6 protein-coding genes are annotated in these 11,866 nt (G+C 72.9%); 3 read left to right on the top strand and 3 right to left on the bottom strand.

Annotation, left to right across the window (positions count from 1 at the left end; genetic code table 11):
* The first annotated feature begins 43 nt into the window (after positions 1–43).
* Together OF850_RS15075 and OF850_RS15070 are read left to right on the top strand one after the other, a co-directional pair.
* The gene (locus OF850_RS15075; protein WP_301591096.1) at positions 44–1,018 is read left to right on the top strand and encodes a Bug family tripartite tricarboxylate transporter substrate binding protein; all 975 of its coding nucleotides are present in this window, start codon (positions 44–46) and stop codon (positions 1,016–1,018) included.
* 4 nt (positions 1,019–1,022) lie between these two features.
* The gene (locus OF850_RS15070; protein ID WP_301591095.1) at positions 1,023–1,979 is read left to right on the top strand and encodes a Bug family tripartite tricarboxylate transporter substrate binding protein; all 957 of its coding nucleotides are present in this window, start codon (positions 1,023–1,025) and stop codon (positions 1,977–1,979) included.
* 57 nt (positions 1,980–2,036) lie between these two features.
* On the opposite strand, the gene OF850_RS15065 is transcribed toward OF850_RS15070, so the two are convergent.
* From OF850_RS15065 to OF850_RS15055, 3 genes are all read right to left on the bottom strand, one after another.
* Entirely contained in the window at positions 2,037–3,434 is a 1,398-nt protein-coding gene (locus OF850_RS15065) for a M20/M25/M40 family metallo-hydrolase (RefSeq protein WP_301591094.1), read from the bottom strand.
* 64 nt (positions 3,435–3,498) lie between these two features.
* The gene (locus tag OF850_RS15060) at positions 3,499–6,288 is read right to left on the bottom strand and encodes an AsmA family protein (protein WP_301591093.1); all 2,790 of its coding nucleotides are present in this window, start codon (positions 6,286–6,288) and stop codon (positions 3,499–3,501) included.
* Positions 6,288–9,875, bottom strand: a complete 3,588-nt coding sequence (locus tag OF850_RS15055; RefSeq protein WP_301591092.1) for a hydantoinase B/oxoprolinase family protein — start codon at positions 9,873–9,875, stop codon at positions 6,288–6,290. The genes OF850_RS15060 and OF850_RS15055 overlap by 1 nt, the downstream gene beginning before the upstream one ends.
* Positions 9,876–10,074: 199 nt before the next feature.
* On the opposite strand from OF850_RS15055, the gene OF850_RS15050 reads away from it, so the two are divergent.
* The gene (locus OF850_RS15050) at positions 10,075–11,856 is read left to right on the top strand and encodes an SLC13 family permease (RefSeq protein ID WP_301591091.1); all 1,782 of its coding nucleotides are present in this window, start codon (positions 10,075–10,077) and stop codon (positions 11,854–11,856) included.
* The last annotated feature ends 10 nt before the right edge of the window (positions 11,857–11,866 follow it).

The raw sequence follows: 11,866 nt of genomic DNA, 5'->3' as shown, positions 1-11,866 counted from the left end.
GGCGGCATGCTAACACCCCCGCAACGTCCGGGAGATTCCGACCATGCAGCGCCGCGCGCTTCTCGCCACACTCGGGGCCGGCCTCGCCGCCCCGGCCCTCGCACAGGGCCAAGCCGCGGCCTGGGCGCCCACGCGCCCGGTGCGCATCGTCGCCGGCTGGCCAGGCGGCGGCTCGGCCGATGCGTCGCTGCGCCTGGTCGCGCCGCATATGCAGCAGGGGCTGGGCCAGCCCGTGGTGATCGAGAACCGGCCCGGGGCCTCCGGCTCCATCGGCGCGGCGGTGGTGGCGCAGGCGCCGGCCGACGGCCACACGCTGCTCTTCGACGCGGCGGGGCAGGTGTCCAATCCCTTCCTGATGCGCGGCCTGTCCTTTGACTACCTGACTGCCTTTGCCCCCGTCACCGTCTTCGCCCTGCTGCCGAACCTGCTGGTGGTGCGCTCCGAAACCCCGGTGCGCAGCGTGCCGGAACTCGTCTCCTATCTGCGGGCCAACCCGGGCGCGCCCTTCGCCTCCACCGGCATCGGCATCGTCTCCCACCTCGCGGCCGTGATGTTCCTGACCCGCGAGCGGCTGGAGGCGACGCATGTGCCCTATCGCGCCAGCAACCAGTCCATTCCCGGGCTGCTGGCCGGCGAGACGGTGTTCACCTTCAACACCACCCCCCTCGCCGCCCCGCTGATCCGCGACGGGCGGCTGCGGGCGCTGGCGGTGACGACGCCGAACCGCATCCCCGCCTTCCCCGACGTGCCGACCATGCAGGAAGTCGGCTACCAGGGCTTCGCGATCAACGAATGGCTCGGCCTGTTCGCGCCCGCGGGCACGCCCCAGGCCGCCATCGAGCGCCACGCCGAACTCGCGCATGTCGGCCTCTCCGATCCCACCGTGCGGGAGCGCCACGCCAATCTGGGCATGGAGATCGTGGCGGGCGGGCCCGCCGCCATGGCGCGCTTCCTGGCCGAAAGCCGCGAGCGCGTCGGACAGGTGATTCGCGACAACAACATCCGGCTGGAGGGCTGAACCCATGCACCGCCGTGTCCTGCTCGGCTCGCTCCTCGCGACGCCGGCCCTCGCCCAGGCGCACTGGTCGCCGACGCGCAACATCCGGCTCATCGCGCCTTATGCGCCGGGGGGTGGGGTGGACACCGCCGCGCGGCTGCTGGCCGGGCCGATGGGTGCCCTGCTCGGCCAGACCGTGGTGGTGGAGAATCGCGGCGGCGCCGGCGGCTCCATCGGCGCGGCGGAACTGGCGCGGGCGGCGCCGGACGGGCACACCGTGATGGTGGACGCGCTGGCGCACACGGTGAACCCGGCGCTGATGCGCGGGCTGCCGTTCAACTACGCCACCGCCTTCACCCCCATCTCGCAGATCCTGGTCTGGCCGCAGATCCTGATCGTCCATCCTTCCATGCCGGTGCGGAACCTCCAGGAATTCGTGGCCTACGTGAAGGCGCGGCCGGGCCAGCTCTCCTACGGGTCCTCAGGCAATGCCACCGCGGCGCATCTCGCCTCCGCGCTGCTGCTCAACCGCGCCGGGCTGGACATGACGCATGTGCCGTATCGCGGCGGCGCGCCGGCCTTGCAGGACCTCGTCGCCGGCAACATCGCCTTCGTGTTCGGCACGGTCGCCTCGTCCCTCCAGCTGGCGCAGGACGGCCGGGTGCGGGCCATCGCCGTCTCCTCGGCTGAGCGCCTCGCCGGGCTGCCCGATGTCGGCACGGTCGCGGAGCAGGGCTTCCCTGGCTACGAGCTGAACGAGTGGAACGGGCTCTATGCCCCCGCCGGGCTGCCGCCGCGGGCCGTCGCCCGCTGGCACGAGGCGGTGCGCCATGCCCTGGCCGACACGGCGGTGCAGGCACGGCTTAACACGCTGGGTGCCATTCCCCTCGGCTCGCCGCCCGAGGAGTTCGCGCGCTATGTCGGCGCGCAGCGTGAGGCGATGGCGGCGATCGTCCGCGACACGCGCATCACCATCGAGTAAGCGCAAGCCGGGGCGAGCCATGTTGCCCGCCCCGCGCTGGCGTTTGGGTGGCGGCCTTCAGGCCTTGTCGCCCATGTCCCACCACATGCCGGCAAAGGCGATCAGGCCTTCGCGGGCAGGGCCGGGCAGCAGGTGCTCGTCCGGCCCGTGCTGCTTGCACCCGTTATAGGAGTGCGGCACCCAAACCAGCGGCACGCCGAGATGGTCCACGAAGACATCGCCCGGCAGGCCGCCCGAGGAGTTGGGGATCACCTGCACCCGCGTCGCGAGCGAGCGCTCCATGCTGTCCTGCGCCCAGCGCACCCAAGGATGGTCCGGCGCGGTGCGGCTGGCCGCCATGCGGATGCCCGCATTCTCGATCGCGACCTGCTGCAGCCCGTGCGCGTCGAGGTGGCGGCGCAGCGCATCGGCGAATTGCGCAGGTTCGCTGTCGACCGTGTAGCGAATCTGGCAATGGGCGCGCGCATCGGGCGCCACCGCGTTCACCGGGTTTTCCGGCCGGCCGCTGACCATGGCGAGGATGATCAGGCTGTTCCAGCCATAGATCTTCTCGGCCGCCGTCAGCCCCGGCTCGCCCCATTTCTCGTCCACCGTCGCGGCATCGCCGCCGCCCCCGACGGGACAGCCTTCGAGGACACCCCGCACCGCCGCCGGCACGCCGTTCTGGGGCAGCCAGTCGCGCACCAAGATCTTGCCGTCGCGGTCCATCATCGTCCCGATGGCGTGCGCCAGGATCACCGCGGGGTCGCTGGTCAGCCCGCCCCAATGGCCGGAATGGACGCCGCCCTCGCGCAGCTTCACCACCAGGTCGAAATGGAAGGTGCCGCGCGTGCCGGTGGCGATGGTGGGCAGGGCCGGATCCACGCGCGGCCCGTCCGAGGCGATCAGCACGTCCGCCGCCAGCAACTCCTTGTTCGCGGCCACGAACTCGCGCAGACCCTTGGAGCCGCGCTCCTCCGCCATCTCGATGACGAGCTTGACGTTGAAGCCGAGCTTTCCGCCCCGCGCCTCCATCACCGCTTCCAGCGCGAGGAGGTTGATGACGTGCTGGCCCTTGTTGTCGGCGGTGCCGCGCCCGTACCACTTGCCGTCGCGCTCCGTCAGCGCCCAGGGGCGCAGCCCTTCGCTCCACTGCTCGTCCAGGCCGCGCACGGTGTCGCCGTGGCCGTAGAGCAGCACAGTCGGGCGCGACGGGTCCTCGATGCGAGTGCCGGTGAGGATAGGGCCGAAGCCTTCGACCGGATTCTCGTGGATCGCCGTCTCGAAGCCCAGGCGCCCGAGCCAAGGGGTCAGCCCTTCCTCCAGGTACCGGCGCAGATGCGGCTCGTAGCCCGGCTCCTGCGCCGTCGAGGGAATGGCGACGAGTTCGCCGAGCAGGTTCCGCAGCCGCCCGGAATCGAACATCGCCGCCGCCTCGCCGAGGGCTGAGCTGCGCGGTGAGTCGGCGTTGGTCATGCGGTTGGTCCTGCAGTTGGTGGGGGCGGGAGAGTGTCGCGCCGATCGCCCGGCGTCCAGGGAGTCAGGGCGCGGCTTCGGCGCGGCGTCGCAGCCAGGCGCCCAGCTCAAAGAGACGGAGCGGCGCTGCGGCCGGGCCGGTCGCGCGCAGCGCCACCTCCGCCTCGCCCGGCCAGGCGAGGCGGAGGTCCACGACGTCGCGCGAAAGGTCGAGCCGGCCGGACAGGCGCAGCGCCAGCCCCCCCTCGGCGAGGAGCTCGCCCGTCTCCACCCGTCCGACGCCGCGGCCGAAACCCAGGGTGACCTCGGCCCGGTCCAAAGTGGTGGTGCCTCCCGCCATCGCGGCGCGCAGGGCGGCCTCGGCGCGCGGCGTGTCCGTCCAGCCGAGGGCGGCGGCGGCCGCGTTGGCATCGAAGCCCTGCACCACCGCATCGCGCAGCGCGATGCGCGCGGGGCCATCCAGGGACTCGATCAAGGCTGCCGGGGAGTGCCCCGCCGCGGCGAGGCGCCATTCTGCGGAAACCCGTCCCGCCACGACGTCGAAGGGCGTGCCGAAGACCGGTCCGGCAAGCAGGGCTTCCTCCAGCTTTCCTTCCGTTTCCAGCGCGGGGCGATCGCCACGCCGCCAGCGCAGCCCGCCCGAAAGCGCCCCACCCGCGAGGGTGGCGCGCCCTTCTTCCAGCCGCAGCGAGTCGGCGTCACCGCGCAGAGCGGCGGAGAGTCCGGTCAGCGGCGGCAGGCCGGGCAGCGTCGCCTGATCGGCGCGCAGGGCGAGGTCGAGGGCGGGCCACTCCCCGGGCAGCAGCGTGCCCCATTCGGGCAGAGGCAGCGTGTCGAGATGAAGCCGGCCGGACAGGGAGGGCCGCTCGCCCAGGGCCAGGGCAAGCTGGCCGCGCCCGCGCAGCCCACCCGCCACGAGTTCGAAGCCGTCGGTGGAGACGGCGTCGGGCCGGGCCTGCCAGTTCGCGATCAGGGAAAAGGAGCCTTCGCCCAGGAAGCGCGGCGGGTTGCCGCCCAGCGCGGCATGGAGGAACCGACCCGCGCCCGGATGGCGCACGGTCAGCCCCCCGGTGCCGCGGCGCGTGTTCCAGTCCAGCGTGCCCTGCACCTCGACGCGCGCATCGGCCACGTCGAGCTCCGCGCGCCCGGCCAGCGCGTCGAAGGGCCCGGAGAGTTGCGCGCGCAGCCGCATCGGCGCGTCGGCCAGGGCAGGCCGCGCGAGGCCGATGAGGGCGAGGCCGGGACCCGCAGGCCCCGTCGCCTCCAGCACCGCCTCGCCGACGCGGCCGCCCGCCACCACGCCGCTCAATGCCAAGTCGACGCCCTGGTGCCGCGCGGCGAGGCGCCGCACCGCCCAGCGCCCGCCCTCCGCCGCCGCGTCCAGCGCCGCCTTCTCCCAGTCCCCATCCTCCAGCCGGATCCGCTCGGCAGCGAAGCGAAGCTGGAGGTCCGCCGCGCCGGCGCCCTCCTGCACCGCCCGCAGGAGCGCCGGCGCGGCGACCGGCAGCGTGAACTCGTCCACCTCCAGCCCCACGGCCAGGGCCGGTCGGGCGAGGCGGCGCCAGGTGAAGCCGCCCTGCATCCGCGCGGTGCCGACCCGCATCGCCAGGTCGCTCGCTGCGATGAGCGGCCCTTCGGCGGAAAGCCGCATCTGCCCCTCCGCCGCGCCAGGCGGCAGCGGGAGGGGGGCGGGCCAACCGAGGGATTCGAGCAGCGCGCGGGGCTCGGCGGCGGCGAAGCGCAAGGCGAAGTCGAGGCGCGGCCCAGCGCTGGCCCCGGTCGCCTCGATCCGCGCCTCGCCGGGCAGTTCGGCCGAGATGTCGGAGAGGGTCAGCCTCTCGCCTTCCAGATGCGCGGTGCCGCGCAGACGGCGCAGGCGCAGGGGGCCGAGCGTCGCTGCCTCCGCCGCGAGGTCGAGCGCGACGGGCAGCGCGGCGCTGCCCGTTTCGCGCAACGCATCCAGCCAGGGAGCGAGATCGAGGCGCGACGCGGCCAGCGTCATCTCCAGCCGCGGCGCGGGGGCGAGGCGCAGCGCCGCCGCGCCCGTCATGGCCTGCCCTCCCAGTTCAAGGGACAGTCCGCTCGCCGCCAGCAATTCGGGCGTGGCCGAGAAGCGCGCCTGGGCGCGGAAGGGGCCGGGCGGCGAAGGCAGCAACGCGGCGAGGTTCGACCCGGTCGCATCCAGCCGCCCTTCGAAGCCGCCCGAGTCCGGCAGGATGCCGCGCGCCGCGAGGGTGGTGCCCGCGACGGACAGCGAAAGATCGAGCGGCGCCGCGCCGTCCTCGCCGGGACGGCCCAGAGTGGCAGAGAAACGAGTTTCCCGCCCGCCCCACTGAAACACACCCTCGGCGGAAAGCGCCTCGGCCGGGCCTCCGGCGAGGAAGCGCGCCTGCACCCCTTCCAGCACCACGTCGCCGATGAGGAGGCGGCCCTGCTCAAGCCGTGCGTCGAGGCCGGTGAGCCAGGGCGGCGGCGCCAGCCAGGCGAGGCTTTGCGGCGGCCAGGGCAGGCGGATCTCCGCGCCGACGAGCGCCGCCTCCCGCACCGCGAGGCGACCGATGAGCAGGGAGGACAGGTCGAGCCGCAGCCGCAGCGCGCGCGTGGACAGCCCCAGCCCATCCCCGCCCTCGCCGATCAGCACCTCGGTGGCTTCGAGGACGGGCTGCGGCAGGAAGGTGAAGTTCAGGTCGCCGGCCAGGACGACCGGACGGCCCAGCCGCTCCGACGCCAGCCGGGCCACCTGCCCGCGCCGCGACTCCCAATCGGTCAGCGACGGAATGGCGAAGACGGCGAGGCCGGCCCCGCCGACCAGGAGGATCAGGAGCGCAAGAAGAAGGGCCCGGACGGGGCGCATCAACCCCAGCCGCCGCCGCCAGGCGTTTCCAGCACCAGCACGTCGCCCGGGGCGAGGTCGGCCTTGCCGGTGTTGCCCGGCATGTCGAGGCGGGTCCCGTCCGCGCGCTCCACCCATTGCCGGCCCGGCGCGCCATCGGCGCCGCCATGCAGGCCGTGCGGCGGGACGTTCCGGCGCGAGGCGACGACCACCGCCTGCATCGGGCGCAGGAAGCGGATGCGCCGGCGCGACCCGTCGCCGCCGCGCCACTTCCCGGCACCGCCCGAGCCGCGGCGGATGGAGAATTCCTCCAGCCGCACGGGGTAGCGCATCTCCAGGATCTCGGGGTCGGTCATGCGGGTGTTCGTCATGTGGGTCTGCACCGCGCTTGCCCCATCGAAGCCCGGGCCCGCGCCGACCCCGCCGCAGACCGTCTCATAGTACTGGTATTCGGCGTCGCCGAAGAGGACGTTGTTCATGGTCGCCTGAGCCGAGGCGCAGGCGTCGAGCGCGGCCAGCAGGGCATTGCAGGTCATCTGGCTCACCTCCGTGTTGCCGGCGACCACGGCGCGGCCGGGTTCGGGCGACAGGAAGGAAGCGGGCGGGACGACGATCCGCAGCGGCTTCAGGCAGCCATCGTTCAGCGGGATGTCCTGCCCGACCAGGGCGCGGAAGCAGTAGAGCACCACGGCGCGGCACACGGCGGCGGGCGCGTTGAAGTTGTCGGGGCGCTGCGGGCCGGTGCCGGAAAAATCGATCACCGCCTCGCGCCGCGCGCGATCCACGCGCACCGACACGACCAGCGGCGTGCCGTCATCGGTGCGGGTTTCGAAGCGCCCGTCCTTCAGCGTGTCGAGGACGACACGGACGCTTTCCTCCGCATTGTCCATCACGTGGCGCATATAGGCGCGCACCGTGTCCAGCCCGAACTCGCGCACGGCGCGGCGCAGCTCCTGCACCCCCGTCTCGTTCGCGGCGATCTGGGCCTTGATGTCGGCCACGTTCACATCGGGGCTGCGGGCCGGGTAGCGGGCGCCGGAGAGCAGGGCGCGGAACTCCGCCTCCCGGAAGCGGCCGGCCTCGACGAGGGGGAAGTCGTCGATCACCACCCCCTCCTCCTCCAGCGTGGCGGAGCCGGGTGGGGTGGAGCCGGGGGTGAGGCCGCCCACGTCGGCATGGTGCCCGCGCGAGCCGACAAAGAACAGAATCTCCCTGCCCGCCTCGTCGAAGACCGGGGTGATGGCGGTGATGTCCGGCAGGTGGGTGCCGCCGTTATAGGGATTGTTCAGCGCCACCACGTCGCCCGGCCGCAGCGTCGCCCCGCGCGAGCGGATGACGGTCTTCACGCTCTCCCCCATCGCGCCGAGGTGGACCGGCACGTGCGGGGCGTTGGCGACGAGGTTCCCCTCGGCGTCGAAGATGGCGCAGGAGAAGTCCAGCCGTTCCTTGATGTTCACCGAGAGCGAGGTGTTCTGCAGCACCACCCCCGTCTGCTCGGCGATGGACATGAACAGGGCGTTGAACAGCTCCAGCATCACCGGGTCGGGCTCGCCCGTGGCCTCGGTGCGGGCGGCGGCGCGGGCCTCGGTGCGGCGGAGGACCACGTGGTTCTGCGCCGTCACCTCGCCGGTCCAGCCGGGCTCGACCACGATGGTGGCGATGGCCTCCCGCACCAGGGCAGGGCCGGGAATGCGGTCGCCGGCGCGCAGCGCCTCGCGGTCCAGCACCGGCGCCTCGTGCCAGGCGCCCGCGGCGAAGAGGCGCACGCGGTCCAGCTCGGGCATCGCCTCGCCGGGTGCGCGGGGGGCGAGCGGGGCTTCGCGCACCGCCTCGCCCGGCATGGTCACCTCGGCGAGAGCGGCCTCCACGATCACCGGGCGCTCGGGCGTGGCGAAGCCGAAGCGGGCACGATGCGCCTCGGTGAAGGCGGCCAGCACGGTCGCGTGGTCGCCCATCGACACGGGCAGGAAGGCATCCGTCCCGGCATAGCGCAGGTGCAGCCGGTGCTCCGCGCGCAGCGCCTCCGGCTCGGCGCCCTGGCGGGCGAGTTCGGCGCGGCCCTCAGCCTCAAGCGCGGCCAGCCTTTCGCCCAGCCCCGCCATGGCCTCCGGCGCGAGGGGCTGCTCCACCGCCGCCTCGCGGATCACGCTCTGGTCGGCGAGGCCCATGCCGTAGGCCGAGAGCACACCGGCGAAGGGATGGAGGAACACCGTTTCCATGCCGAGCTCGTCGGCCACGAGGCAGGCATGTTGACCGCCCGCACCGCCGAAGGAGGTCAGCGCGTATTTCGTCGCGTCATACCCGCGCTGGAGCGAGATCTGCTTGATGGCATGGGCCATGTTGGCGACGGCGATGCGGATGAAGCCTTCCGCCACCTCCTCGGCCGACCGTCCGGCCTGCTTCGCCAATTCGGCGAATTTCTCCCGCACCACACCGGCATCCAGGGGCTCGTTGCCGTCGGGGCCGAAGATGGCGGGGAAATGCGCTGGCTGGATCTTGCCCAGCATCACGTTCGCGTCGGTGACGGTGAGTGGCCCGCCGCGCCGGTAGCAGGCCGGGCCGGGCACGGCCCCCGCGCTGTCCGGCCCGACCCGGAACCGCGCCCCGTCGAAATGCAGGATGGACCCACCGCCCGCCGCGACCGTGTTGATCGCCATCATCGGCGCGCGCATCCGCACTCCGGCCACCACCGTCTCGAAGGCGCGCTCGAAGGCGCCGGCATAGAGCGCCACGTCGGTCGAGGTGCCGCCCATGTCGAAGCCGATGATGCGGTCGAACCCCGCCATGGCCGCGGTGCGCGCCGCGCCGACGATGCCGCCGGCCGGGCCGGACAGGATGGCGTCCTTGCCGCCGAAGCGCGACGCCTCGGCAAGCCCGCCCGAGGACTGCATGAAGTAGAGCCGCGTCCCCTCGCCCAGCTCGGAGGCGACCTGGGCGACGTAGCGGCGCAGGATGGGCGAGAGATAGGCGTCCACCACCGCCGTGTCGCCCCGCGGGACGATGCGCGGCAGCGGGCTCGCCTCGTGGGACAGGCTGACCTGGGTGAATCCTTCCTCCCGCGCGATGGCGCCGACCCGCGCCTCGTGCGCCGGATGCTTCCAGGCATGCATCAGCACGACGGCCACGGCACGGATGCCGGCGGTGAAGGCGTCGCGCAGCGCGGCGCGGGCCGCCGCCTCGTCCAGGGGTTCGAGCTCGGTCCCGTCCACCGCAACGCGGCCGCCGATCTCGGCCACGCGCTCGTGCAGGAGTTCCGGCAGGCGGACGTCCAGGTCGAAGAGGCGCGGCCGCGCCTGGTTGCCGATGCGCGCGAGGTCGGCGAAGCCGCGATTCACCAGCAGCAGCACGCGCTCGCCCTTGCGCTCCAGCAGCGCGTTGGTGGCGACGGTGGTGCCCATCTTCACCGCCTCGACGAGGCCGGGCGGCAAGGCGGCGCCGGGCTCCAGCCCCAGCACCTGCCGGATCCCGGCCACGGCGGCGTCCCGGTAGCGGCCCGGATTCTCCGAGAGCAGCTTGGCGGTGGAGAGCGTGCCGTCCGGTGCGCGCGCGACGATGTCGGTGAAGGTGCCGCCCCGGTCCACCCAGAATTGCCAACCGGTCGCGTTCATCAAAGACTTCCTTCGCCTCGCCTCGCGGCCATCCGTGCGGATGGGCCATCCCGTCGTCAACCGATGCCGGCGCCCCGCATACTGCCTGAGCATGACGCTGTCGCAAGGAGGCTCCCGGCGCCGAGCCCTGTCCGGCACGTATGACGAGGCTGCGCGGATCGCCGCCACCGTCTGACACACTCATGCGTTGGGCGCTCGCATGACCCTGCCCCAGATCATTGTCTTCGCCATCCTCGCCGTGATGATGGCGCTCTTTGTCTGGGACCGTATCCGCTACGACCTTGTCGCCCTGCTGGGGCTGCTGGCGGCCGTCGCGGCGGGAGTGGTCGCGCCCCAGAAGGCCTTCGACGGGTTCGGCGACGACGTGGTGATCATCGTCGCCTCCGTCCTCGTGGTCAGCGCTGGGATCGGAAAGTCGCGGCTGATCCGTCGGCTGATCCGGGTGCTGGAGCCGCGCATGCGGACGCCCGGCGCCCAAGTGGCCACGCTGACCGGCGCGGTGACCTTTTTGGCGGCGGTGATGAAGAACATCGGCGCGGTGGCGATCTTCCTGCCGATTGCGCTCCAGGTGGCGCGCCGCACCGGCACCTCGCCTTCCCTGCTGCTGATGCCGATGGCCTATGGATCGCTGGTCGGGGGCATCGTCACGCTGGTCGGCACCTCGCCCAACATCATCGTCTCCCGCGCCCGGCAGGAGATGACCGGCGAGGCCTTTGGCATGTTCGACTTCACCCCGGTCGGGCTGGGGGTGGTGGCCGTGGCGCTGCTCTTCCTGTCGGTCGGCTGGCGCCTGCTGCGCGGGGTCGGCCAGGGCCCGACCAACGGCGCCGCCATGCCCGCTCCCTACCTGGCCGAGGCAAGGTTGGGGACCGACTCGCCCTTCGCCGGAAAGACGGTAGGGGAGCTGGAAACGGAGGTGGAGGGCGAGGTCCATGTCGCCGCCATCGTGCGCGAGGAGGGGCGGCGCTACTTCCCGGCCGGCCATTGGCGCCTCCATCCCGGCGACCAGCTCGTCCTGCGCGGCGACCCGGATGCGATGCGTACCCTGGTGGCGGAGGCGCAGCTGGAGCTGGGCCACACCGGCAAAGACGGCGCGCGCGGCGCCGCCGCCGAGGAAGATGCGGTGGAGGTCGAGGAAGCCGTGGTGCTGCCCGGCTCCCCCCTCGCCGGCACGACGGCCCGCGCCCTGCGGCTGCGCGACACGCAGGGGGTGAACCTCCTGGCCGTGTCCCGGCGTGGCGAGGCGGTGACGGCGCGAGTCCGCGACCTGCGCCTGCGCGTCGGCGACGTGCTGGTGGTTCAGGGCGCCGCCGAGACGCTTTCCGCCTCACTGGACGAGCTGGGCTGCCTGCCCCTCGTCCCGGTGGCGACGGAACTGGGGAAGCGCCGGCTGGACTACCTGCCCATCGGCCTGATGGCCATCGCCATGGCGAGCGTGGCGGCAGGGTTGGTCCCCGTCGCCATCGCCTTTTTCGGCGCGGCGGTACTGACCGTGGCGCTCGGCGTCCTTTCGCTGCGCGAGGCCTATGAGGCGATCGACCTGCCCATCCTGGTCCTGCTGGCCTGCCTGATCCCGATCAGCGACGCGGTGACGGAGACGGGCGGCGCGGCCCTGCTGGCCGGCGGGCTGGCGCATGTGGCGGGGGCATTGCCGGCGATCGGTGCGCTGGGGCTGACCGTGGTCGCGGCCATGGCCCTCACCCCCTTCCTGAACAACGCGGCCACGGCACTGATCATGGCCCCCGTCGCCGCGCAGATGGCGGACCAGTTGGGGATGAACGCCGACCCCTTCCTGATGGCAGTGGCGATAGGCTGCGCCTGCGACTTCCTCACCCCCATCGGCCATCAGTGCAACATGCTGGTGATGGGGCCGGGCGGGTACCGCTTCCTCGACTATCCGCGGCTCGGCCTGCCGCTGACCCTGCTGGTCGCCACGACGGCGACGCTGCTGATCCCGCTCGTCTGGCCGCTGACGGGCTGACGCTGCCCCT

The organism is Sabulicella glaciei (genome assembly GCF_026183895.1).
GTDB classification, from domain to species: domain Bacteria; phylum Pseudomonadota; class Alphaproteobacteria; order Acetobacterales; family Acetobacteraceae; genus Roseococcus; species Roseococcus glaciei.
The sequence above is the reverse complement of the archived record's forward strand: the minus strand, read 5'-3'. Positions and strand labels throughout refer to the sequence as shown.

Bases quoted from the DNA above. Each gene is read 5' to 3' on its own strand.
- OF850_RS15075 (WP_301591096.1), top strand. From the start codon at position 44: ATGCAGCGCCGCGCGCTTCTCGCCACACTCGGGGCCGGCCTCGCCGCC.
- OF850_RS15070 (WP_301591095.1), top strand. From the start codon at position 1,023: ATGCACCGCCGTGTCCTGCTCGGCTCGCTCCTCGCGACGCCGGCCCTC.
- OF850_RS15065 (WP_301591094.1), bottom strand. From the start codon at position 3,434: ATGACCAACGCCGACTCACCGCGCAGCTCAGCCCTCGGCGAGGCGGCG.
- OF850_RS15060 (WP_301591093.1), bottom strand. From the start codon at position 6,288: ATGCGCCCCGTCCGGGCCCTTCTTCTTGCGCTCCTGATCCTCCTGGTC.
- OF850_RS15055 (WP_301591092.1), bottom strand. From the start codon at position 9,875: ATGAACGCGACCGGTTGGCAATTCTGGGTGGACCGGGGCGGCACCTTC.
- OF850_RS15050 (WP_301591091.1), top strand. From the start codon at position 10,075: ATGACCCTGCCCCAGATCATTGTCTTCGCCATCCTCGCCGTGATGATG.